This window comes from Micromonospora sp. NPDC049151, from assembly GCF_040648395.1.
Lineage (GTDB): Bacteria > Actinomycetota > Actinomycetes > Mycobacteriales > Micromonosporaceae > Micromonospora.
This window is the reverse complement of the sequence record NZ_JBEZDP010000021.1, coordinates 88498-110439: the sequence shown is the minus strand read 5'-3', so window position 1 is coordinate 110439 and position 21942 is coordinate 88498. Positions and strand designations below refer to the sequence as shown.

The 21942-nt window shown below is 72.6% G+C and carries 22 protein-coding genes; 8 read left to right on the top strand and 14 right to left on the bottom strand.

Translation table 11 applies throughout. The features are described 5' to 3' along the window. Positions 1 to 340: 340 nt before the first annotated feature. The 4 genes from AB0B20_RS22605 to AB0B20_RS22590 form a co-directional block, all read right to left on the bottom strand. Positions 341 to 1036, bottom strand: a complete 696-nt coding sequence (locus AB0B20_RS22605) for a proteasome protein (protein WP_357473143.1) — start codon at positions 1034 to 1036, stop codon at positions 341 to 343. A 351-nt stretch (positions 1037 to 1387) separates the two neighbouring features. Next, positions 1388 to 1867 carry an SRPBCC family protein gene (locus AB0B20_RS22600; protein ID WP_357473140.1) on the bottom strand — a complete coding sequence of 160 codons (480 nt, stop codon included), beginning with the start codon at positions 1865 to 1867 and terminating at the stop codon, positions 1388 to 1390. Next, entirely contained in the window at positions 1864 to 2211 is a 348-nt protein-coding gene (locus AB0B20_RS22595; RefSeq protein WP_357473137.1) for a metalloregulator ArsR/SmtB family transcription factor, read from the bottom strand. The genes AB0B20_RS22600 and AB0B20_RS22595 overlap by 4 nt, the downstream gene beginning before the upstream one ends. 40 nt (positions 2212 to 2251) lie before the next feature. Next, the gene (locus AB0B20_RS22590) at positions 2252 to 2875 is read right to left on the bottom strand and encodes a DUF1963 domain-containing protein (RefSeq protein ID WP_357473134.1); all 624 of its coding nucleotides are present in this window, start codon (positions 2873 to 2875) and stop codon (positions 2252 to 2254) included. Between the two features lie 146 nt (positions 2876 to 3021). On the opposite strand from AB0B20_RS22590, the gene AB0B20_RS22585 reads away from it, so the two are divergent. Then, complete coding sequence (locus tag AB0B20_RS22585; RefSeq protein WP_357473131.1) at positions 3022 to 3573, top strand: hypothetical protein; 552 nt, start codon at positions 3022 to 3024, stop codon at positions 3571 to 3573. A 25-nt stretch (positions 3574 to 3598) separates the two neighbouring features. Here AB0B20_RS22585 and rox read toward each other — a convergent pair whose 3' ends face one another. Then, positions 3599 to 5026: a rifampin monooxygenase gene (gene rox, locus AB0B20_RS22580; RefSeq protein ID WP_357473128.1), complete on the bottom strand. Its 1428-nt coding sequence runs from the start codon at positions 5024 to 5026 to the stop codon at positions 3599 to 3601. Positions 5027 to 5138: 112 nt separating this feature from the next. Then, entirely contained in the window at positions 5139 to 6077 is a 939-nt protein-coding gene (locus tag AB0B20_RS22575) for a helix-turn-helix domain-containing protein (protein ID WP_357473125.1), read from the bottom strand. A gap of 94 nt (positions 6078 to 6171) precedes the next feature. On the opposite strand from AB0B20_RS22575, the gene AB0B20_RS22570 reads away from it, so the two are divergent. From AB0B20_RS22570 to AB0B20_RS22560, 3 genes are all read left to right on the top strand, one after another. Further along, entirely contained in the window at positions 6172 to 7182 is a 1011-nt protein-coding gene (locus AB0B20_RS22570; protein WP_357473122.1) for a saccharopine dehydrogenase NADP-binding domain-containing protein, read from the top strand. A gap of 130 nt (positions 7183 to 7312) precedes the next feature. Then, positions 7313 to 9433: a cellulase family glycosylhydrolase gene (locus AB0B20_RS22565; protein WP_357473119.1), complete on the top strand. Its 2121-nt coding sequence runs from the start codon at positions 7313 to 7315 to the stop codon at positions 9431 to 9433. A gap of 110 nt (positions 9434 to 9543) precedes the next feature. Further along, positions 9544 to 10407 carry an alpha/beta hydrolase gene (locus AB0B20_RS22560; RefSeq protein ID WP_357473116.1) on the top strand — a complete coding sequence of 288 codons (864 nt, stop codon included), beginning with the start codon at positions 9544 to 9546 and terminating at the stop codon, positions 10405 to 10407. A gap of 6 nt (positions 10408 to 10413) precedes the next feature. Here AB0B20_RS22560 and AB0B20_RS22555 read toward each other — a convergent pair whose 3' ends face one another. The 3 genes from AB0B20_RS22555 to AB0B20_RS22545 form a co-directional block, all read right to left on the bottom strand. After that, the gene (locus tag AB0B20_RS22555; RefSeq protein ID WP_357473113.1) at positions 10414 to 10878 is read right to left on the bottom strand and encodes a hypothetical protein; all 465 of its coding nucleotides are present in this window, start codon (positions 10876 to 10878) and stop codon (positions 10414 to 10416) included. A gap of 64 nt (positions 10879 to 10942) precedes the next feature. Continuing rightward, the gene (locus AB0B20_RS22550; RefSeq protein WP_357473111.1) at positions 10943 to 11659 is read right to left on the bottom strand and encodes a VOC family protein; all 717 of its coding nucleotides are present in this window, start codon (positions 11657 to 11659) and stop codon (positions 10943 to 10945) included. Positions 11660 to 11787: 128 nt separating this feature from the next. Then, positions 11788 to 12378 carry a hypothetical protein gene (locus AB0B20_RS22545; protein ID WP_357473108.1) on the bottom strand — a complete coding sequence of 197 codons (591 nt, stop codon included), beginning with the start codon at positions 12376 to 12378 and terminating at the stop codon, positions 11788 to 11790. Positions 12379 to 12382: 4 nt separating this feature from the next. Here AB0B20_RS22545 and AB0B20_RS22540 point away from each other — a divergent pair, with 4 nt between their 5' ends. After that, positions 12383 to 12772 carry a hypothetical protein gene (locus tag AB0B20_RS22540; protein WP_357473105.1) on the top strand — a complete coding sequence of 130 codons (390 nt, stop codon included), beginning with the start codon at positions 12383 to 12385 and terminating at the stop codon, positions 12770 to 12772. Positions 12773 to 12982: 210 nt separating this feature from the next. Here the strand turns inward: AB0B20_RS22540 and AB0B20_RS22535 are convergent, their stop codons facing one another. Further along, complete coding sequence (locus AB0B20_RS22535; protein ID WP_357473102.1) at positions 12983 to 13639, bottom strand: 4'-phosphopantetheinyl transferase superfamily protein; 657 nt, start codon at positions 13637 to 13639, stop codon at positions 12983 to 12985. A gap of 126 nt (positions 13640 to 13765) precedes the next feature. Here AB0B20_RS22535 and AB0B20_RS22530 point away from each other — a divergent pair, with 126 nt between their 5' ends. Beyond that, positions 13766 to 14041 (top strand): hypothetical protein, encoded by a 276-nt coding sequence (locus tag AB0B20_RS22530; RefSeq protein ID WP_357381379.1) that lies wholly within the window; start codon positions 13766 to 13768, stop codon positions 14039 to 14041. Between the two features lie 83 nt (positions 14042 to 14124). Here AB0B20_RS22530 and AB0B20_RS22525 read toward each other — a convergent pair whose 3' ends face one another. The 3 genes from AB0B20_RS22525 to AB0B20_RS22515 all read right to left on the bottom strand — a co-directional run bounded on the left by AB0B20_RS22525 (position 14125) and on the right by AB0B20_RS22515 (position 18153). Beyond that, on the bottom strand, positions 14125 to 14901 hold the full coding sequence (locus AB0B20_RS22525) for a peptidase (protein ID WP_357381790.1): 777 nt from the start codon (positions 14899 to 14901) through the stop codon (positions 14125 to 14127). A 2-nt stretch (positions 14902 to 14903) separates the two neighbouring features. Further along, positions 14904 to 16193, bottom strand: a complete 1290-nt coding sequence (locus tag AB0B20_RS22520; RefSeq protein ID WP_357381381.1) for a VWA domain-containing protein — start codon at positions 16191 to 16193, stop codon at positions 14904 to 14906. Between the two features lie 289 nt (positions 16194 to 16482). Beyond that, positions 16483 to 18153, bottom strand: coding sequence for a phospholipid carrier-dependent glycosyltransferase (locus tag AB0B20_RS22515; protein ID WP_357473099.1), 1671 nt, complete (start codon positions 18151 to 18153; stop codon positions 16483 to 16485). An 83-nt stretch (positions 18154 to 18236) separates the two neighbouring features. Between AB0B20_RS22515 and rsmI the strand changes: the two genes are divergently transcribed. Next, entirely contained in the window at positions 18237 to 19085 is an 849-nt protein-coding gene (gene rsmI / locus AB0B20_RS22510; protein ID WP_357473097.1) for a 16S rRNA (cytidine(1402)-2'-O)-methyltransferase, read from the top strand. Between the two features lie 60 nt (positions 19086 to 19145). On the opposite strand, the gene AB0B20_RS22505 is transcribed toward rsmI, so the two are convergent. After that, the gene (locus AB0B20_RS22505) at positions 19146 to 19976 is read right to left on the bottom strand and encodes a hypothetical protein (protein WP_357473094.1); all 831 of its coding nucleotides are present in this window, start codon (positions 19974 to 19976) and stop codon (positions 19146 to 19148) included. Positions 19977 to 20103: 127 nt separating this feature from the next. Between AB0B20_RS22505 and metG the strand changes: the two genes are divergently transcribed. After that, positions 20104 to 21906 (top strand): methionine--tRNA ligase, encoded by a 1803-nt coding sequence (gene metG / locus AB0B20_RS22500; RefSeq protein WP_357381389.1) that lies wholly within the window; start codon positions 20104 to 20106, stop codon positions 21904 to 21906. The last annotated feature ends 36 nt before the right edge of the window (positions 21907 to 21942 follow it).

Genomic DNA, 21942 nt, shown 5'->3' with positions numbered 1-21942 from the left:
ACTCACGTGGGGCTGACCTGCTCACCGATCGCGACCATCTGTTCCCGCGCTAGAACCAGGGGTGCCTGCAGGTTGAAGGCGGTACCGTCGGGCAGTGGAGCCTGGAGAAGTCACTGCTCTTCGGTCTGTATGAGCTGACCTGCCTCTGGCCCCTGACCAGCATGTCAGTCCGAATTCAGCGATCTCGCTAGCTTCGATGGATGCGCTGCTACCTCTTCGCGTCCGAGGGAGTCAGGGGTTCAAATCCCCTCAGCTCCACCCAGTGAGAAGGCCGTCTCCCGTATGGGAGACGGCCTTCTCCAATTTCGTGCGGCGGCGAAGTCCAAGATCCTCGCGGGCCTCAGTCGAACAGCCGGTCGAGCGCTTCCTGTTCGAGGTCGCGCCAGCGCTTGACGTCCTTCAGTGCCTTGGCGATCTCCTTCTCGTCGAGGTGGTGGGCGCCCTCCTCCCTGATGCACGCGACGCTGAACGGCCCGCCGACCGACGGCGAGGTCCGCTCCAGCGCCTCCAGCACCCGTACCACGCCCACCACGCCGTACTCGACGGTGCGCCTGGTCATCTGGAAGTGAGCAAGCAGCGCGCCGGCCTGCTGGGCCATCGGCGCGCCGGAGCCGATGGCGTGGAAGCCCACGTCCTCGTAGCGGCCGATGAGCCCGTTGGGGTTGATCTCCACGATCCACGGCCCGCCCTGGCTGTAGCCGGCCGCGAGCAGGTACGCCGACACCCCGCCGCCGCTGCCCTCGCCGGGTACGTCCGGGATGTAGTTCGCGTAGTGCTTCTTGAAGACGGGCAGGACGCGCTCCTGCAACTCGTCGCCGATGTCGGGCGCTTCGAGGATGGCGGTGGCCGAGTCCTGGAGGAGGGGGCGCAGGTCGTTGAGTACTCCCCGCGCGCCGCTGCCGCCCCAGGCGGCGCAGTCGCCCAGTGGGTGCAGCTTCTGGGCGGGGAAGCTCAGACCGCGGTCGCTCTCGGTGATCTGGGAGTCCGCGCCGATCACCACTCCGTCCTTGCAGACAACGGCGAGTACGACGGTCATAGGGTCCTCCTGAGCAGGGGTAAGGGGTAGGGCGCGAGGTACCCGGCAGGTCGCCTGCCTACACCCCGACGAGTGCTGGCCCACTCGCTGCCCCGGCCGAAGAATCCCTCCCACCGGGTCGGTGCCGGCAGCGTCCGTACCGCGTCAGGGTCCGGTCGACGTCGTGCGAGAAGCGATGGTGTGCCAGGGGTACGTGCGACGCGTAAGTCAAGCGCCCGAGACCGACCCCGGCGCCGGGTCGGCGTCGGACCAAGGCGCGTGATCGGCCGCCGTGCCTGACGGGCCACCCCGGCGCCCTCGGCACTATCGAGGCTCGTGAATAATCGTGCTGGTGGTTGCCGAGGCGCTGTGCTATCTGGCCTCGGTGAGCAGTCCGGCGTAGCGGTGCAGGTACAGCGGCCAGCCCTGGTCGTGGCCGACGCCGTCACGAACCGACTCCCACCCCGGGCCGTGCCGGTCCAGGTTGCGGTGCTCCAACTCGACCCGGGTGCGCTGCGGTGTCTCGGCGACGAACCGGACCTCGACCTCGCTGGCGTTGTCCAGATCATGTTCGAGCTGCCATGCCGGGCTGATGTCCCAGCTGAAGACGAGCCGGTCCGGCGGCTCGAAGACGAGGATTCGCGCCCAGGCGCACTCACTGCCGTCCTCGGCGCGGTCGTAGATGTGCCCACCGATTTTCGGCTCGAAAACCGTCTCCGTGATCGGCGATGGCAGCAGGTTGTGCTCCTTCGGCTTGAAGTCGCCGAACCGCTCCGTGAATACCGCGAAAGCCCGCTCCACCGGCGCGTCGACCACGATCTGCCGCCGCACTACCGCATCCGCTCCACTCATGATTCCTCCTCGTCAGGACGCTCGGCGACGTCCTTGAAGCCGTCCAACGCACGGCTCCAGTAGGTGTCGAGCTGATCTCGTAAGGCGGCCACGCCGGCCGGATTGAGCCGGTAGACACGCTTTGTGCCCGCCGTGCGGTCCGTCACCAGGCCGGCGTCCTTCAGCACCCGCAGATGCTGCGACACCGCCGGCCGGCTGACCGGCAGCATCGCGGCCAGCTCGCCGACCGCCCGTGGCTTCTCCGCGAGGCAGGCGATGATCGCCCGCCGCGTCGGGTCGCCCAGGGCGTCCCATCCGTCCTCGGTTCGGTAAGTAGCCACGAACGGTAAGCTATGACTTACCATTGCCGTTCGTCAAGCCCGGACAGGCATCCGGGCGCAGTGGTCACTGCTGCCACAGGAACGCGGCAGTCGAGCATGACCGGCAGCGGAATCCGTACCTGCAGCCACCGCCACCGAAGTTGAAGCCGGTGCGGTGATCGTGGCCTTCCTCAAGCTGGACGACGAACGACATGGGCGCGGCGCAGGCGGGACAGGTGGGCGTCTGGTCGAACTGGAGCCACGCCGGCAGTCCGCCGAGCTGCCCCAGGACGTCTCGCAGCGGTCGGCCGGACTCACTGCGCCAGCGCTCGCGCGCCTCGTCGTAGCCGTCGGAGTCCATCGGCACGTACGTGACGGCGGACGTCTCGGCCGCCAGGACGGTGTCGCCGGAGGGCACGGCAGACGGAGCCAGCGCCCCAAGGGGGAAGACGAACGCGCGATTGCCGCCGGCGGTCGCATCCCACTCGTCGCACAGGCCCGGATCGTTCTGGCACATGAAGATCGACAAGAGCGCGGTGTCGGCCGCGTCGATGTCGTCGAGTCGGACCTGGGCCAGGAACTGCATCGGTCCGTCGCACTCGTCGCACACCGGCCATTCGAAGCCCGCAGGCACGAGCGGAACACCGCCGGTACGCGTGCCGGGCGCGTCTGGCGCCGTGTCACCGCTGTAGATCATCAGAACCGTCACGCGGCGCAGCGTAGGGGAGTTGACGATCTCTCGCAGCGCGCAGATGTGCCCGGGCCCGTCCGGCACCCGGTCCGCAGCCGGGCGGCCGATTGGAGTCACGTCCGTTGGTAGCCTGACGCGTCCGTACGACAGATGGAGTCTGCCCGGTGCTCAGGATGGTGCTGCGGAGGCTGGGCGCGGCGGGCGCGGTCTGCGTGGTGGCCGCCTGCGGACCCTCGGCTGCTGATCCAGCGGATCGTTCGGCGGACGAAGCCGTCTCCGCCACGCAGGCGACCGGCTCGCCCACCCCCCGGAAGCCGTCCGCGATCCCGGCGACCGGCGGATCCGGCTACTCCGCGGCACTGTCGGCGCGGCTGGTGACCACTGATGAGCTGCCACCAGGTTTCACTGTGGACATCGCGACGGTCATGGCCTCGGACACGGGCCGGCAGCGCCCCGGCCCCGAAGTGCCCTGTACGGACATGATTCCGCTGTTGTCGGCCAACCGGCTGACCGGTACTCCGTCGGCGATGGCCGCCGCCACCGTCAGCTCTGTCGAGGGCTCCGACTACCCGTGGGTGGCAAGCGAAGTGCTCAGGACGTACACCGACGACGGCGCCCGAGGGGCGATGGCGGACCTGCGGACGTCCATCGGCCGGTGCCCTGCCGTCGCGTCACCGGGCCAGGGCGGAGGCAGCTACCAGACGACCGGACCCTGAACGCCCTCGGGCGCTCGGCGGCAGCTCACCTCGTCGCGCTGCCGAACCACCTGGCCAGCGCATCCTCCAGCGTCTGCTGATCGTGGCCCACCCAGACCACGTGCCCGTCCGGCCGCAACAGCACCGCCGGCACGTCCAGCTCGTCGCCGGTGCCGGCGACGAGCCCGACCCGGTCGGCCCAGCCGTCCACCGACAGCTTCCCGGTCCCGTCCAGCAACAACCCACGGCCGGTACGCATCAGCTCGTACAGGCGTGCGTCCCGCAGCGGTACGTCGCGCAGCCGCCGCCCGAGCAGCGGGTGACCCTCGCCGACGTCGTACCGGACGCCGATCGCGGTCACCTTCTCGATCAGGAAGCGGTTGACCTCGTCGAAGTCCATGAGCTGCGCCAGCATCTGCCGTACCGCCCGCGCTCCGGGCTCGTTCGTGGTCAGCAGCATCTGCGCGCGGGTGTTCGTCAGCACGTCGGCGGCGACCGGGCGCCGCTCGGACTCGTACGTGTCCAGCAGGCCCGCCGGCGCCCAGCCGTTCACCGTCGCCGCCAGCTTCCAGCCCAGGTTGAACGCGTCCTGGATGCCCAGGTTGAGCCCCTGCCCGCCCAGCGGCGGGTGGACGTGCGCGGCGTCGCCGGCCAGGAACACCCGTCCGACCCGGTAACGCTCGGCCAGGCGGGTCGCGTCGCCGAACCTCGACAACCAGCGGGGGGAGTGCACGCCGAAGTCGGTGCCCGCGTACGCGATGAGTTGCCGTTTGACGTCGTCGAGCGTCGGCGGTGTCGAGGCCACCTCGGCCGCCGGTACGACCACCCGGTACACGCCCGGCTTGCCGGACGGCCCGAGCCCGAACCGCTTCTCGGTGCGGCGTACCTCGGTCATGGTTCTGGTGATCTCGTTCGGCGGCGCTGTCACCTCCATCTCGCCGAGCAGCGTGTCGATCGTCGACGGCTCGCCGGGAAATCCGACGCCGAGCAGCTTGCGGACGGTGCTGCGCCCGCCGTCGCAGCCGACGACGAACCGCGCCCGCAGCGGCGGCTCGCCCTCGTCGTCGAGGTGGACCGTCACGCCGTCGTCGTCCTGCTCCAGCCCGGTCACCGCACGACCGCGCCGGATCTCGGCCCCGACCTCGGCGGCGTGGTCGGCGAGCAGCAGGTCGGTGAGCGTCTGCGGGATGCCGAGGACGTACGCGTGGGCGGTGTCCAGATCGGCTGGCGCGGGCTTGTCGATGCCGGCGAAGAATCCCCGGATGGGGTGCGGGCCACCGTGTTCCAGGAACCGTTCCAGCAGCCCGCGCTGGTCCATCACCTCGATGCTGCGGACGTGCAGGCCGAGCGAGCGCACGTACGGCGGTGGTGCGGCGTCCCGCTCCAGCACCAGCACGCCGGTGCCCTGGAGGCGCAGTTCGCTCGCCAGCATCATGCCGGTCGGCCCACCGCCGACCACGATCACGTCGAACACGAGCCGACCATAGCCTCCGCGCCGGAACGCCGGGGCCCGAAGAAGGGGTAGGCGCCCAACTCGTTCGGACCGCCCGGCGAGCTTCGACAGCAGCCGGACCTGGGCAGCCCGGTCAGCCGCGACGGAACGTCCGGCGGTAGGTGTCCGGTGGCACGCCGACGGTGCGCTGGAAGTGGCGGCGCAGCGTCGTCGCCGTACCCATGCCTGATGCCTCGGCGACGGCGTCGATGCCGTCGTCGCTGTTCTCCAGCAGCTCCTGCGCCCGCCGGATGCGCTGCGTGGCCAGCCACTGCGACGGCGTGGAGCCGGTCGCGGCGGTGAAGTGCCGGACCAGGTTGCGGGTGCTCATGCCGGCCTGGCGGGCGAGCGCGGCGACTGTCAGCGGGCGGTCCAGCCGCGCCATCGCCCAGGGGAGCAGCGCGGCGATCGGATGGTCCGCGCGGGCCGGGATCAGGGTGCTGACGTACTGGGCCTGGCCGCCCGCGCGGTGCGGCGGCACCACGAGGCGGCGGGCGACGGCGTTGGCGACGGTCGAGCCGTGGTCGCGGCGGATGAGGTGCAGGCACAGGTCGATGGCGGCGGCCTTGCCGGCGGAGGCGAGCACGTCGCCGTTGTCCACGTAGAGCACGTCCGGGTCGACCTGGACGCGCGGGTAGCGGGCGGCGAGCGCGTCGGTGTGCGCCCAGTGGGTGGTGGCGCGCAGCCCGTCGAGGATGCCGGCGGCGGCGAGCACGAACGCGCCGGTGCAGAGCGAGACCATCCGGGCGCCCGCCTCGTGCGCGGCGCGGACGGCGTCGACCAGGTCGGACGGCGGCTCGGCGTCGGTGTCCTCGATCGCCGGGACGATCACCGTGTGGGCGCGGGCGAGGTGGTCCAGCCCGTGGTCGGGCGTGATCGCGAACCGGCCGACGCCGACCGGGCCGGGACCGCAGACCACCAGGTCGTACCACGGGTCGGCCAGGCCGGTCGGGTCGCGCACGAAGATCTCGCAGGCCGCCGCCAGCTCGAAGTGCAGCATCCCGTCGGTGGCGGCGAGCGCGACCAGGGCCATGTCCGAAACTGTACGGGCATTGGCGTTTGCGCCACTGGCCCGGCCCTCGGATCGCGGCGAGGATCAGTTCAGTCGATCTTCGAGGGGGAACGTCATGCGGGTGGCGGTTTTCGGGGCGTACGGGCACACCGGACGGTTCGTGGTGCCGGAGCTGCGGGAGCGGGGCTACGAGCCGCTGCCGGTGGGACGCGACGCCGGGAGGCTGTCGGCAGCGTTCCCGGAGGCGGAGCACCGGGTGGCGTCGGTGGACGACCCGGCCTCGCTGGACCGGGCGCTGGCCGGGGCGGCGGCCGTGGTCAACTGCGCCGGGCCGTTCGCATCGACCGCCGGCCCGTTGATCGAGGCCGCGCTGCGGGCCGGGATCCCCTACGTCGACGTGGCGGCCGAGATCGAGGCGAACCGGGACACGTTCGCGCACCACACCGAGCGCGCCGGGGCCGCCGGAGTCGCTGTGGTGCCCGCGATGGCGTTCTTCGGCGGGCTCGGTGACCTGCTGGTCACCACCGCGATGGGGGACTGGGCGGCGGCCGACGAGGCGCACGTCGCGTACGCGCTGAGCAGCTGGCACCCGACGGCCGGGACCGTCGCCTCCGGCGTCGTCTCGCGCGAGCGCCGCGACGGCCGGCGGGTCCGTTTCACCGACGGGCGCCTGGTGTACGCCGACGGCGACCTGCCCCGCCTGGACTGGGAGTTCCCGGCGCCGCTCGGTGTGCGACCGGTGCTCGGCGAGTTCACCATGGCCGACGTGGTGACGGTGCCGAGTCACCTGGACATTCCGGAGGTCTGCACGTACATGACCGTGAACGCGGCACTGGACCTGGCTGCCGGGGACGCCCCGGCGGCGGTGGACGAGCGCGGCCGGTCGGCGCAGACGTTCACCGTCGACGTGGTGGTGCGTGCGGGCGACGTCCGGCGGCGGGTGGTGGCCCACGGGCGGGACATCTACGCGATCAGCGCGCCGCTGGCGGTCGAGGCGGTCCACCGGATCCTGACCGGGCGGACCCGGGCGACCGGCGTCGCCTCGGCCGGGCGGATCTTCGACGCGCCGGACTTCCTGCGCGCCCTGTCGGCGCACCTCACCGTCGAGACGCCGCCGTCCGCCTGACGCGCCGCAGGCCGACTGTATTCACGTCTGCCGATTGACAATGTTTGGAATCCAAACTTACTCTCGCGCTGGGCGGGTGCGCGCCCCGCCCTCCCCGTCCACGCGCCCACCCCACCGCGAAGGAACCACCATGTTCCGCTCTCCCCGTACCGCCCGATTGCGGGTCGGCCTCGTCGCGGCGACCGCCGCCACGCTGGTGACCGGCACCGCCGTGATGGCGACGAACGCCCAGGCGGCGGCCGGCTGCCGCGTCACCTACACGACCGCGAGCCAGTGGCCCGGCGGCTTCACCGCGAACGTCGACGTGACAAACCTCGGTGACCCGATAAACGGCTGGAACCTGCGCTGGACGTTCCCGTCCGGCCAGCGGGTCACCCAGGCGTGGAGCGCCACCGTCACCTCCTCCGGCGCCGACGTCACCGCCACGAACGTCGGCTACAACGGCTCCATCGCCACGAACGGCACCGTCTCGTTCGGCTTCAACGGCTCCTGGTCCGGCGCGAACACCGCGCCCACCGCGTTCTCGCTCAACGGTGTGGCATGCACCGGCGGCGTCGGCGGGACCACCCCGCCGCCGACCACCACGCCACCGCCGACCACGCCGCCCCCGACCACCCCGCCGCCCACCACGCCACCGCCCACGACCCCGCCGCCGGCCGGCAACGCCATGGCCGCTGTCGCCGCCATGCAGCCCGGCTGGAACCTCGGCAACTCCTTCGACGCGGTCGGCGCGGACGAGACCGCCTGGGGCAACCCGCGGGTCACCGAGGCGCTGCTCGACAACGTCCGGGCGCAGGGCTTCAACAGCATCCGCATCCCGGTGACCTGGAGCAACCACCACGGTGCCGCGCCGAACTACACGATCGACGCGGCCTGGCTGAGCCGGGTACGCGAGGTGGTCGGCTGGGCGCTCGCCGACGGCTTCTACGTGGTGCTGAACATCCACCACGACTCGTGGCAGTGGATCAACACGATGCCCACCGACCGCACGAACGTGCTGAACCGCTACAACGCGCTCTGGACGCAGATCGCCGCCGCGTTCAAGGACTCCTCGCCGAAGCTGACCTTCGAGAGCGTCAACGAACCGCAGTTCACCGGCAGCTCCGGCGACGCGCAGAACGCCACGCTCCTCAACGAGCTGAACACCTCGTTCCACCGCATCGTGCGCCAGTCCGGCGGCGGCAACGCCACCCGGCTGCTCGTCCTGCCGACCCTGCACACCTCGGCCGAGCAGGCCCGGGTGGACGAGCTGGTCAGCACGTTCAACACGCTCAACGACCCGAACCTGATCGCCACCGTGCACTTCTACGGGTACTGGCCGTTCAGCGTGAACATCGCCGGTGGCACCCGGTTCGACGCCACCGTCCAGCAGGACCTGACCGACCAGTTCGACCGCGTCTACAACGCCTTCGTCAGCCGCAACATCCCGGTGATCATCGGTGAGTACGGGCTGCTCGGCTTCGACCGGCACACCGGCACCATCGAGCAGGGCGAGAAGCTGAAGTTCTTCGAGTTCCTCGGCCACTACGCGCGCAGCCGCAAGCTGACCACCCAGCTCTGGGACAACGGCCAGCACTTCGACCGGACGTCCTTCGTGTGGAAGGACCCCGAGCTGTTCGCCCAGATCAAGTCGAGCTGGACCACCCGCTCCGGCACCGCGTCCAGCGACCAGGTGTACGTGCCGCGTACCGGCTCGATCACCGCCAAGAGCCTGACGCTCAACCTGAACGGCACCACGTTCCAGGGGCTGCGCCAGGGCACCACCGACCTCGTCAACGGCACCGACTACACGGTCTCCGGCACCACCCTGACGCTCACCGCGTCGGCGCTGACCCGGCTGGTCGGCTCCCGCGCGTACGGGGTGAACGCCAACCTCCAGGCCCGGTTCTCCGCGGGCGTGCCGTGGCGGATCAGCATCATCACGTACGACCCGCCGGTGCTGTCGAACGCGACCGGCACCACAGCCGCGTTCACGCTCCCGGCACAGTTCCGCGGCGACCAGCTGGCCACCATGGAGGCCAAGTACGCCGACGGCAGCAACGCCGGGCCGCAGAACTGGACCTCGTACAAGGAGTTCGACGTCACGTTCGCGCCGGACTACACAGGCAACACGATCGTGCTGAAGCCGGAGTTCTTCGCCGAGGTGAACGACGGCCGGCGGGTCACGCTGACCTTCCACTTCTGGAGCGGCACGAAGCTGACCTACTACGTCACCAAGTCCGGCAGCACCGTCACCGGCACGGTGAGCTGACCGCGACGGCACGGCTCGCGGCGGTGGGCGTCGACACCGCCGCGAGCCGCGTCGGCAACGCGTTTCCGCCGGACCGATGATTTCCGGGGCCGGCGCCGGTCGACAGAGGCATGAAGACGCTCACTCTCCAGACGCCCGAGGTCGACCTGGTCTACGACGTCCACGCTCCGACCGCGGCCGGGACCGGGCACCGTCCCCTTTTCATGATCGGCCAGCCGATGTGCGCCGACGGCTTCACCACGCTCGCGTCGTACTTCCCGGACCGCACGGTCATCACGTACGACCCGCGCGGGCTCGGCCGCAGCGTCCGCAAGGACGGCCGGACCGACTCGCTGCCCGAGGTGCAGGCCCGGGACGTCCGCGACATCGTCGACGCCCTCGGCGCGGGCCCGGTCGACATGTTCGCCAGCAGCGGCGGCGCGGTGACGGCGCTCGCCCTGGTGGCCGCGTACCCGAACGTGGTGGCCACGCTCGTGGCGCACGAGCCGCCGCTGGTCGCCCTGCTCCCGGACGCCGAGGCGGCCGGACGGGCCATGGCCGCCTGCCAGGAGGCGTACCGGAGGAACGGCTGGGGCGCCGGCATGGCGGCGTTCATCGTCATGACGTCGTGGCGGGGCGAGTTCACAGACGACTACTTCGCCCAGCCCGCGCCGGACCCCGCCGCGTTCGGGATGCCGGCCGAGGACGACGGCAGCCGGGACGACCCGCTGCTGTCCGACCGGTCCGCGGCGGTCACCGTCTTCCGGCCGGACGCCGACGCGCTGCGCGCCGCGCCGACCCGGGTGGTGATCGCGGTGGGCGAGGAGTCGGCGGAGACGATCACCGCGCGGACGTCGGTGGCCACCGCCGAGCTGCTCGGCGGGCAGCCCGCCGTCTTCCCGAGCCACCACGGCGGGTTCCTCGGCGAGGGGATGGGCCACGCCGGGCAGCCGGAGGCGTTCGCACGCCGGCTGCGGGAGATCCTCGACGCCTGACCGGGCTCAGGCCCGGTGTGCCTCGGTGACCATCACCGGGTAGGGCCCGGCCGGTGTGCCGGGCCCGGCCTGGTCGGCGGGGACCACGTTCTCCATCCGCAGCCGCAGCGTGGCCGGGTCGGAGGAGTCGAGGACGATTCGCCACTCCCAGCCGTCGGCGTACCCGGCGGTCAACTCGACAGCAGGCGCCCCGGCCGCTGTGCCGGTGAGCGTCATCGGGGACGGCTGCTGGTGCCAGGAGTCGCCCCACCAGGCGACGAGCGCGCCCGGCCGGTCGCCGGCCGCGATCACCAGCAGGCCGTCCTGCGGCCCGTCGTCGGGGTGGGCCCACGAGTACGCCACAGTGGTCAGGTGACCACCGGCGGCGGTCGCGACGGAGACGGTGGCCGGCGACTCGGCGAGCGGGTCGGCGGGCATCAGCCGGAAGCCGTTGGTGCCGGCCCAGGAGCCGGCGACATCGGTGAGAACCATCGCCCCAGGATAGGAACCACCCCCGACACCGCCCGGCTCGCCGGTCGTCGACCCGGCCCGGCGGCTACCCGTGCGGCAGGGCCTTGAGCAGGTCCTCGGCGTGCCGCAGCGTGCCGGCCAGCCGGGCACGCGACTCGTCGTCCAGCGGGACCGACCGGGCCTTCCCCACCAGTTCCCGGGCGGCCTCCGGCTCCCCGAGTTGCAGCGCCAGCTCGGCGCGGTAGACAAGCGCCTCCACGTGGACGGCCGGGTCGTCGGCGGCGTCCGGGCGGGCGAGCGCGCCGTCGAGGATCCGCGCGGCCTGCCCGGGGTTCCCGCGCGAGTCGCCCTGCACCACGGCGTTGCCCAGCGTGCGGGCGAGCCCGCCCCGATCGCCGGTCTCCGCCTGGGTGGCCCGGCCGACGAACCGGATCCAGTTGCCGCCCGGGTCGACGATGCTGAACCCGGAATGCCCCTCCTGGTTGCGGCGGGGCCGGGGCCGGGTCATCCGGGGTACGCCTGCGACGAGCACCTTGCCGTACGCGGCGCGCAGGCCGTCGGCGAAGGCGCCGTGGATGGCGACCAGGTCGTCCACCACCACCAGGCAGGAACCGTACGAGTCGGCCGGATCGAACCCGGCCATCCCGAAGAAGTGCAGGTGGAGATCCTCCCGGCGCAGTGTCAGGTACGGGTTCGGGCGCTCCTGCCGGTACGTCACCTCGAAGCCGAGGGCCTGGTAGAAGGGCGCCACGTCGTCCAGGGAGCGGCAGGGCAACAGCGGGATCGTCGTCTCGTTCGCCATGCACCGAGCCTGGCGACCGCGAGCCGTCATGCGCACATGGAAATGCCCGGACGGCTACTGTCGCCGCCCGAACGGGCACGAGGGCCGGTCCGCTGTGGACCGGCCCTCGTGGGGGGTTCCGCCCCGGGTCAAGGCTTCCAGGATCCGGCGGTACGGAAGCGGTGCTTGTACTCGACGACGCCGTCGCGGTCCTTCACGTCGAAGATGAGCTGCCCGCTGCGCTTGGAACCCGCGGGCAGGTTGACGCCCGCGGGCATCAGCTTGCCGCAGCCGGAGAAGGCGCCGGCGACGCCGTTCTCCTCGGTGCCGTCCGCGGCGACCCAGGTGAAGTAGAACGGGTTGATCGAGCCGGTGCCCTTGGTGATCTCGGCGGTCACGTCGGCGATCAGGAACATGCCGTTCTTCGGGCCGGGCATGACCTCGCTGCACGCGGCGTCCCGGGTCCGGAAGTTGCCGACGGTGATCGCGATGCTGCCCTCGGCGTCGTTGACGGTCAGCCTGGCGCCGGCCGGCATGTTGGACGCGACGCCGCCGGTGGTGCCCGGTTGCGGCGTGCCGGTGGGAGCGTCCGTCGGGGTGCCACCGGTCGGAGGGCTTGCCGTCGGCTGTCCGTAGGTGATGTCTGGCGTGGGCGGCGGGGCGGCGGCCTCCCGGTCGTTCTTCGCCCCACTGTAGATGGCGAAGAGGCCGCCGCCGCAGCACAGCAGCACGAGGATCACCGCGATGACGCCGACCGTGATCCAGACGTTCCTGTTCGACTTCTTCGCCGGCGGCCCGAACGGCTGCCCGGGCGGCGGATACGCCCCGCCGCCCGGCGGCGGGTATCCGCCCGGGGGCGGATACCCGCCCGGCTGCTGGTACGCCCCACCCGGAGCCTGGTACTCGCCGCCCGAGGGCTGGTACTCGAACCCCGGCGGCTGGTGCGCCCCGCCCGGCGGCGGATGGGGCGCGTCCGATGTCGGCGGTGCCGGTGGGTACGCCTCGCCGGGGGCGGGCGCGGGCGGGTACTGCGCGCCCGGACCCGGCTGCGGCGGATGGGGCGCCCCGGAGACGGGCGGCTGCGGGGGACCCGACATGGGCGGCTGCGGCGCGTCCGAGGGCGGCGGGGGATAGGCCGGAGCGGGCGGCGGCGCGTACGGGCTGTCCGGCGCCGGCGGCATCGGGGCGGGAGGGAACGCCTGCGTCGGCGGTTCCGGCGGCTGCTGGTTCGGGTCCGGTGACCCGGACGGAGGCTCAGGGTGGCTCACCGTGCTCCTTGGGGCGCCTTCGGGGTGTCCAGTCGGGTCGACGGTATAGGCCGGACGCAAACCGGCCGACAGGGCGTCATCGATGTGGCAGGACGGCCGCGGTACGGACCAGGTCGTCGTCCATGGTGAACCGGCCGGTCACCGCTGACGGCGGATCGGGCACCGGTGCGGCGGCGAGCCGGGCCGGCGCGATCTCGGCGTGGAACGTGCCGGTCGCCGGATCGAGGACGACCCGTGCGTCGGCGAAGCCCAGCCACGTCCCGACGAGCGGGTGCCAGACCTTGTAGACGGTCTCCTTCGCGCTGAACACCACCGTCGGCCAGGGCGTGCCGGCCGGCAGCCGGGCCAGCTCCACCTCCTCGTCGGGGCGGCACACCTTCCGGCGTACCCCCGGGGGCAGGGGCCGGTGCCGTTCCGCGTCGATGCCGACGGCGCGCACGTCGGCGGCCCGGGCGACGGCGGCCGCGCAGTAGTCGCGGGTGTGGGTGATCGCGCCGACGACGCCGGACGGCCAGATCGGGGCCCGGTCGGCGCCGGCGGGCACCGGCGTGGCGGTCAGGCCGAGCGCGGCGAGCGCCCGCCGGGCGCAGACCCGCCCGGCGGTGAAGTCGCGGCGGCGGCCCGGCACCACACGCTCGCCCAGCGTGGCAAGTTCGGCCGGGAGCAGGTCACCGGACCAGTCGGCGGGGCCGGCCACCGCCACGGCGACCTCGGCCGGAAGCAGATCACGCACGGGAGGTGGATGACGGGGACACGCGGTGAACGTACCGTAACGCTTGGGCGTGCCTCGGCGCTGAAGGAGCGTTGCGGGGAGGTAAGCGGTCCATCACCACCATTCCTGACTCGGAAGGAGCGGCCGATGACGCCTGGCGCGGAGACTTCGGGGAGTGCCGACGGCGAGCACGTGCCGGTGACCCCCGGCTGGACCTGCGGCTCGTGCGGTGACGACTGGCCCTGCGCCACGAAACGTCACCACCTGCTGCGCGAGTACCAGGTGGACCGGGCGTCGCTGAGCGTCTATCTCGGATCCTGCCTGGCCGCGGCGACGCAGGATCTGCGCTCCGTTCCGGTCACCGCGCTCCAGCACCGGTTCATCGGCTGGGTGCCGCGCGGCCCGCGTACCGCTGAGGCGTGAGCGCGGCCGGTGGCCGCCGCGTCGGGTTCGCGGCGGCCACCGGCCGCGGTCTCAGGGGTCGCGGTCCTGAGGGGTCGCGGTCCTCACGGGCGGCGGGGCCGCCGGGTGAGGCCGAAGCCGACCACGCCGGCCACGGCGGCGAGGACGCCGCCCACGCTCGTCCACACCCAGCGCGATCCCGCGTCCGGGAGCCAGCCGGTCAGGTCGAGGTCCTCGTCGTCGGCCACCGCCTCGGGCGTCGGTTCGGCGGCCAGCACCGTGCCGGCCCTGGTGTTCGGCACCAGCGGCGCGGCCAGCTCGCCGTCGTCGCCCGACGCGCCGCCCTCGTCGGTCGCGCCGACGAGCATCTCCACCTCGATCGGCAGACCGAGGTCGGGTTCGGGTAGCTCGGTGACGGAGAGCCGGACGTAGTAGGTGCCGGGCAGCGGGTCGCCCGACCAGGGTTCGGCCCACGGCCGTACCCGGCGCAGCGTGCAGCCCAGCGCGACACTCGTCGCCGACGCGCCGGCGGTGGGGGTCTGCGCGCCCGCGGTGCACGCCTGCCGGCGGCGCAGCCCGTCGAAGACGTCCACGGTCCAGGTGGAACCGCCGCTACGCGGCTTCGGGAACGTGACGGTGGCGGTGATCTCGTGCACCTGCCCGGCGTCGGCGCGGAACGACCAGTACAGGTGGTCGCCGGTCGACGCGCCCACCCGCACCGGCTGGCCGGCGGTGACGGTCGTGGCGGTGAGGAACGAGGTGCCGGCCTTCGTCACAGTGGTCGCGCCCGGTGACGGGCTGGGCGCGGCCAGGGCCGCCGCCGGGGTGAGGGCGAGGCCGGCGGCGGTCGTGGCCGCCGCGGCGCGGATCAGCGTACGCATACTCAGTTCGTCCTCCACGTGTGCACCCACCAGCGGGTGAGCAGCCCGGCGACCAGCCCGGTGAGCAGTCCGGCCAGCGTGAGCAGGAGCAGCAGCACCCAGCCGCGGCCGAGGTCCGGCCCGTCCGGCGCGGGGGAGGCGGCCACCACGTCGATGGTCAGCTCCACCGGCATGCCGGGCCGGGCCTGGGTGCCGGGCTTGGCCGCGAACGAGTTGCTGACCACCAGGCAGACGGTCCGTACGGCCTGCTCCGCGCCGGGCGTCGGCTCGGCGCTCGGGCCGTCCTCCTCCTCGGCGGCCGACCAGCGCAGCCCGGCGGAGACCACGTCGGTACGGCCGCTGCCGGCGTCGACACCCCGGACGAGTTCCCGCCCGTCCGGCGCGGTGGCGCGGAGCAGCACGCCGTAGTCCGGGTTGACCGGCCGGTCCAGCGCGACGCTCACCGAGGCGCGCAGCTCCTGCCCCTGACGCACCGGCACCCGGTACCAGCGGTGCTCGGAGAACGCCTCCCGGTCGCTGTAGACGCCGGGCGCGAGCAGCGGGGCACCCTCGCAGGCCGTGCCGCCACCCACCACCGCCGGGGCGGCGGTGTACGTGTCCCGGGCCCGGTCGACGAGCTGCTTGATCCGGCCGGTCAGCTCGTCGGCGCTCTGCGCGGCCGTGTAGGTGCCCCCGGTCGCGCCGGCGATGCAGAGCAACTGCTTGCGTACCTTCTCGTCCGGCGCCAGGCCGAGCGTGTCGACCACCAGCCGGGTGCCCTGGGCGGCCAGTTCGCGGGCCACCTCGCACGGGTCCGGCGGGGCGCAGGTGTCCTCGCCGTCGGTGATCAGCACGATCCGGCGGGCGGTGCTGCCGGTGCCCAGGTCCTGCGCGGCGGAGCGCAGCGCCAGTCCGACTGGTGTGAAACCGGTCGGACGCAAGCCGGCGACCGCGGCCTTGGCCTGGGTACGGTCCACCGGGCCGACCGGCACGATCTGCTGGGTGTCCAGGCAGCCCTGCTTCTTGTCCTTGCCGCGGTAGGTGGCGCCGAGCACCCGGATGCCGAGCTGTGTCTCGTCCGGCAGGGCGTCGACCACCTCGTTGAACGCCTGCTGCGCGACGGAGATCCGGCTGCGCCCGTCGATGTCGCGGGCCCGCATCGACCCGCTGACGTCCAGGACCAGCTCGACCTTCGGTGGTTCGGCGACGGGTTCGGTGGTCTCGTCGTCGGCCCCGGCGGGGCTCGGCCCGATCAGCGCGGCCGCCGCCAGCAGTCCGATGAGGACAGCCGTCGATCGTCTCTTGTTGATCACCGGGCGAAGTGTAGTGAGATCCACTTTGGAAGATCATTCGGGTCGGAGGTGCCCGGCGGGGCCGCTTCCCGGCCCCCGGCGGACCGTCACGCCCGCTCGCGGGGACCCACCGTCAGCTGCACCATGTAACCCTTTCGGCCGGTGGTGCACTCGTCGGAAATCTGACCGCCCCGCACCCGTTGTGCCGTCGCCGGAGTGTGGCTAAGCTCTGTCTTGCGCGCCCCAATCGCCCGCTTCCCCCGTGGCAGGCGATCGGGGCGCGCTTTTCTGTGCGCCCGCCGCCCCCGCGTCAGATCCAGCGGCCGTCCAGCCACATCCGGGCCGACCAGTCCGCGTACGGCAGCACCCGGCCCACGAAGATCGGGTAGAAGTAGGCGAAACAGAGCGCCACGAGCAACACGTACGCGCCCGCGATGATCCCGCCCACCAGCCGCCGGTCGTGCGCCTGCTGCGGATCCGGTGGCGCGGCCGTGCCGGTGACCGGCGCCGGGGTGGCGATCGCGCCGAGCACGTAGACCACGGCGAGCACCAGGAACGGCACCGCCGGGGCGGCGTAGAAGGAGAACATCGTCCGCCCGTCGAGGGCGAACCAGAACCAGGGCAGCAGGCCGGCGGCGACGCTGAGCAGGATCGCGCCCGCACGCCAGTCCCGCCGGGCCAGGCCGAGCCAGGCGGTCGCGGCCAGCGCCGGCAGGAACGACCACCACAGCAACGGCGTGCCCAACAGCAGCACCTCCGAGGCGCAGCTCGGTGCGCCGCAACTGCCGTCCCCGGACCAGTGGAACGCCACCGGTCGGCCGAGCAGCAGCCACTGCCAGGGCCAGGACTGGTACTTGTGCGGGTCGTCGAGCTGGGTGTGGAAGCCGTACGCGGCCTTGTGGTATTCCCACAGGTTGACCAGCGCGCCGACGAACGGGGTGTCGCTCAGCTCCGGGTTGTTCGGGTAGCGCTCCGCCAGGCGGTAGTAGCCGTCCTGGCCGAGCAGCCAGCCCGACCACGTCGCCACGTAGGTCACGAGCATCAGCACGCCCGCGGCGGCCAGCCACGGCAGCTCGTCGAGCACGGCGTCGCGCCAGGGCCGGCGTACCCCGGACGAGCGGCGTACCCCCACCTCCCAGAGCAGCACCAGCAACGCGAACGCCGGAACGAAGTAGAGCGCGCTCCACTTGACCGAGCAGGCGCAGCCGAGCAGCACCCCGGCCGCCAGCCGCCACCACGGCCAGTTCCGCCAGCCCGAAGGCGGCCGGCCGGCCCGGCCCGGCTGTGTCGGGTCGAGCCCGCCCTCCAGCGCCCGGGCCCAGCGCCGCCGCCGGGCGTCGCGGTCGAGCACCAGCGCGCCGAACGCGGCGAGCACGAACAGCAGCAGGAAGATGTCGAGGATGGCTGTGCGGGACAGCACCAGGTGGAAGCCGTCGAGCGCGAGCAGCAGGCCCGCCGCGCAGCCGAGCACCGTGGAACGGAACATCCGCCGCCCGATGCGGACCAGCAGCAGCACCGACAGCGTGCCGGCCACCGCCGCGCCGAACCGCCAGCCGAACTCCGGCGAGGTGGTCAGCAGGTGCCCCGGAACCGAGACGCCGCTGTCCGCGTCCTGGTAGCCGAAGGCCCACTCGCCGATGCCGATCATCCACTTGCCCAGCGGCGGATGAACCACGTACGAGGGGCCGTTGTCCTTGTAGTTCCACTCGAAGCCGCGGTCGATCAGCCCGTACGCGTCCTTGGCGTAGTAGGTCTCGTCGAAGATCTTGCCGGGCGGGAAACTGAGCCCCACGAAGCGCAGGATCGCCGCGATGGCCACCACCACGCCTGTCGCCAGCCACGCCTGACCCCGGCCGATGCGGTCGTCGACGGTGGCGAGCCGGCGCCGCACGGCGGCGGGGATCCCGCCCCCGGCGCCGTCGTCCCGGTCGGTGGTGGAAGGGTCCGGATTCGCGCTCTGTGCTGTCGACGCACTCGTCACCCGGCGATCGTAGGCTGCGAGGGTGCCCGGTGGCGTCCATCGTCTCCGAAATTGGTACGACCATCGATGAGGGAGCGCACGTCGTGGGGGAAATGTCCGAGGTAGGACGGCTCGTGTTGCTCGGCGCGCCGCTCGGCAACCCGGCCGACGCGTCCGCCCGGTTCCGCGAGGTGCTGGCCGCCGCCGACGTGGTCGCCGCCGAGGACACCCGGCGGCTCACCCGGCTGGCCCGCGACCTGGACGTGACGGTGCCCGGCCGGATCGTCTCGTACTTCGAGGGCAACGAGGAGCGGCGTACGCCCGAACTGGCCGAGGTGCTCGCCGCCGGCTACACGGTCGCGCTGGTCACCGACGGCGGCATGCCGAGCGTCTCCGATCCCGGCTACCGCCTGGTCCGGGCCGCGCTGGACGCCGGCGTGCCGGTCACCGCCGCGCCCGGGCCGAGCGCTGTCACCACCGCGCTGGCGCTCTCCGGGCTGCCCTGCGACAGGTTCTGCTTCGAGGGCTTCCTGCCGCGTACCCCCGGCGCCCGCCGTTCCCGGCTGCGCGCGCTCGCCGCCGAGGACCGCACGCTCGTGTTCTTCGAGGCGCCGCACCGCATCTCCGGCGCGCTCGCCGACCTGGCCGAGGCGTTCGGCCCGGACCGGCCCGCCGCGCTGTGCCGCGAGCTGACAAAGACGTACGAGGAGGTGGTCCGCCGGCCGCTCGGCGAGCTGGCCGAGTGGGCCGCCGAGGGCGACCCGCGCGGCGAGATCACGCTCGTCGTGGCGGGCGCCCCGGCCACGCCGGCGGTCCGGCCGGACGACGAGACGCTGCGCGCGGCGGTGGCCGAGCGCGAGGCGGCCGGGCTGTCCCGCCGGGACGCGATCACCGAGGTCGCCACCGCGTACGGGCTGCGGCGGCGCGAGGTGTACGCCGTCGTGCACCAGTGAAAGGAAGGGCCCCCTGTTAACGCCTGCGGTAGAGGAAGGGCCCCCTTCTAACACCTCATCTCACCAGGCGGCGGCCAGGAACCCGACCGTGATCAACGCCGGCCCGGCCAGCGCCAGGCCGACCGCCCAGCGCCGCTGCCGTTCGTCGGCGAGCCGGGCTGCCCCGGTCCACCTGGCGATGCCGGCGGCACAGCCGGCCACCAGGGCCAGCCCCAGCAGCCAGCGCAGGTGCCGTCCGGCGCCGGTGTCCGCGTAGGCGGTGGACCCGCCCGGCCCGGTCATCCGCGCGCGCAGCGAACTGCCGGTGCCGGTGCGTCCGGCCGGTACGCCGCTGACCCGTACCCCATGGGCCTGGAACCGGTCGCCGTCGGCGGAGAAGATGCCCCGGCAGCGCTGGGTGAGCCCGCCGCCCGCGCACTGCGTGATCATCACGGTGCCGCCTGTCGAGTGACCCACCGCCAGCCAGAACGGCCCGGCGCTCACCCAGGCGAAGAACGCGGCGAGAAGGCTCAGCGTCAGCAGTACGGCCAGCCCGGCGGGCGGGCTCGGCGGCGCGACCGGGCGGGCGCGCTCCCGTCGCGCCGGGTGCCGGGCGGGATGCGGGCGGGGCTCGTCGCGCAGCGGCGTGCCGTCCCAGTGCACCTCCTCGATCGGCGCCCAGCCGCCGGACGGCGCGGACGCGCGCTGCCAGCGCGGCTGGCGTACCGGCACGCGGTTCGGCACCGCGTCCACCGGCGCTCCGGTGGTCGGCTCCACCTCCACCGGCGGGTCCGCCGGGTCGAGCCGTGGCTGCGGGGCGACGGGTCCGCCGGGCGGCGCGGGCCGGGCCGCACGCCGGGTGGCGGCGGCGGACGGCTCGGGCGCCGCTGGTCTGCTGGTCACGATGTTCATTTCACACCGGTACGTCGGGCTTGTCGGGCAGCTCACGCCGCGTGTCGGCGACAAATCGGACGTACGGTCGGAGCGCGCACCCCATTGGTTCGCGGCGCACCCACGTCAATCACTAGGCTTGCTGCTCATGAGTCACGTTCTCGCCGCGGTCGCCTGGCCCTACGCCAACGGCCCGCGCCACATCGGCCACGTATCCGGATTCGGCGTTCCCTCCGACGTCTTCGCCCGGTACATGCGGATGGCCGGTCACGACGTGCTCATGGTCTCCGGCACCGACGAACACGGCACCCCGATCCAGGTGCAGGCCGACGCGGAGGGGGTCACCCCGCGCGAGCTGGCCGACCGCTACAACCGGGTGATCGCCGAGGACCTGCGGGCGCTGGGCCTGTCGTACGACCTGTTCACCCGTACCACCACGCGCAACCACTACGCGGTGGTGCAGGAGCTGTTCACCGGCCTGCACCGCAACGGCTACATCGTCCCGAAGGTCACCACCGGGGCGATCTCCCCCTCCACCGGCCGGACGCTGCCCGACCGCTACATCGAGGGCACCTGCCCGATCTGCGGCTACGACAGCGCGCGCGGCGACCAGTGCGACAACTGCGGCAACCAGCTCGACCCGATCGACCTGATCGACCCCAAGTCGAAGATCAACGGGGAGACGCCGGAGTTCGTCGAGACCGAGCACTTCTTCCTCGACCTGCCCGCGCTGGCCGACGCGCTGCGGCAGTGGCTGGACACCCGCGACGGCTGGCGCCCGAACGTGCTGCGGTTCTCCCGCAACCTGCTCGACGACCTCCAGCCGCGAGCCATCACCCGCGACCTGGAGTGGGGTGTGCCGATCCCGCTCGACGACTGGCGCGACCGCCCGGACAAGCGGATCTACGTGTGGTTCGACGCGGTCATCGGCTACCTGTCCGCCTCCATCGAGTGGGCCCGCCGCACCGGTGACCCGGAGGCGTGGCGCAAGTGGTGGTCCGCCGACGCGGAGGGGAAGGACGCCCTTTCCTACTACTTCATGGGCAAGGACAACATCGTCTTCCACTCGGTGATCTGGCCGGCGCTGCTCGGCGGCTACTCCGGCGAGGGCGCCCGCGACGGCGAGCCGGGTGAGCTGGGCCGGCTCAACCTGCCCACCGAGGTCGTCTCCAGCGAATACCTGACCATGGAGGGCCGGAAGTTCTCCTCCTCCCGCAAGGTGGTCATCTACGTACGGGACTTCCTGGAGCGCTACGACGCCGACGCGCTGCGCTACTTCATCGCGGTGGCCGGGCCGGAGAGCAACGACACCGACTTCACCTGGGCCGAGTTCCTGCGCCGCAACAACGACGAGCTGGTCGCCGGCTGGGGCAACCTGGTCAACCGGTCGGTGTCGATGGCGGCGAAGAACTTCGGCGCGATCCCGCCGGTCGACCCGGCCGGGCTCACCGAGGCCGACCAGGCGCTGCTGGACACCGCGAAGGCGGGCTTCGCCACCGTCGGCGACCTGATCGCGCGGCACCGGCAGAAGCAGGCAATCGGCGAGGCCATGAAGGTCGTCGCCGAGGCCAACAAGTACCTCTCCGAGCAGGCGCCCTGGAAGCTCAAGGGCGAGGACGACAAGCCCCGGATGGGCACCATCCTGCACGTCGCGCTCCAGGTGGTCAGCGACGCCAACACGCTGCTCACCCCGTTCCTGCCGCACTCCGCGCAGAAGATCCACGAGCTGCTCGGCGGCACCGGCACGCACGCCCCGATGCCGGTGATCGAGGAGGTCGACGACCTCGACGGCGGGCCGTCATACCCGGTGCTGACCGGCGACTACACGGTCGGGGCGCGCTGGGAATCCGTACCCCTGGAGGTGGGCCGGCCGCTCGCGGCGCCGAAGCCGGTGTTCCGCAAGCTCGACCCGTCGATCGTCGAGGAGGAGCTGGCCCGCCTGGCCGGCTGAGCACACGCGCGGCAGCGGCCCGGGTGTTCCCCGGGC

Excerpts from the sequence above, each read along its gene's own strand:
- AB0B20_RS22600 (WP_357473140.1), bottom strand. The coding sequence starts at position 1,867 with ATGAGTGGAGCGGATGCGGTAGTGCGGCGGCAGATCGTGGTCGACGCG.
- AB0B20_RS22575 (WP_357473125.1), bottom strand. The coding sequence starts at position 6,077 with ATGGCCCTGGTCGCGCTCGCCGCCACCGACGGGATGCTGCACTTCGAG.
- AB0B20_RS22550 (WP_357473111.1), bottom strand. The coding sequence starts at position 11,659 with ATGGCGAACGAGACGACGATCCCGCTGTTGCCCTGCCGCTCCCTGGAC.
- AB0B20_RS22505 (WP_357473094.1), bottom strand. The coding sequence starts at position 19,976 with ATGAACATCGTGACCAGCAGACCAGCGGCGCCCGAGCCGTCCGCCGCC.
- AB0B20_RS22565 (WP_357473119.1), top strand. The coding sequence starts at position 7,313 with ATGTTCCGCTCTCCCCGTACCGCCCGATTGCGGGTCGGCCTCGTCGCG.
- AB0B20_RS22605 (WP_357473143.1), bottom strand. The coding sequence starts at position 1,036 with ATGACCGTCGTACTCGCCGTTGTCTGCAAGGACGGAGTGGTGATCGGC.
- AB0B20_RS22595 (WP_357473137.1), bottom strand. The coding sequence starts at position 2,211 with ATGGTAAGTCATAGCTTACCGTTCGTGGCTACTTACCGAACCGAGGAC.
- AB0B20_RS22570 (WP_357473122.1), top strand. The coding sequence starts at position 6,172 with ATGCGGGTGGCGGTTTTCGGGGCGTACGGGCACACCGGACGGTTCGTG.
- AB0B20_RS22540 (WP_357473105.1), top strand. The coding sequence starts at position 12,383 with ATGACGCCGACCGTGATCCAGACGTTCCTGTTCGACTTCTTCGCCGGC.
- AB0B20_RS22560 (WP_357473116.1), top strand. The coding sequence starts at position 9,544 with ATGAAGACGCTCACTCTCCAGACGCCCGAGGTCGACCTGGTCTACGAC.
- AB0B20_RS22525 (WP_357381790.1), bottom strand. The coding sequence starts at position 14,901 with ATGCGTACGCTGATCCGCGCCGCGGCGGCCACGACCGCCGCCGGCCTC.
- AB0B20_RS22530 (WP_357381379.1), top strand. The coding sequence starts at position 13,766 with ATGACGCCTGGCGCGGAGACTTCGGGGAGTGCCGACGGCGAGCACGTG.
- AB0B20_RS22555 (WP_357473113.1), bottom strand. The coding sequence starts at position 10,878 with ATGGTTCTCACCGATGTCGCCGGCTCCTGGGCCGGCACCAACGGCTTC.
- metG (WP_357381389.1), top strand. The coding sequence starts at position 20,104 with ATGAGTCACGTTCTCGCCGCGGTCGCCTGGCCCTACGCCAACGGCCCG.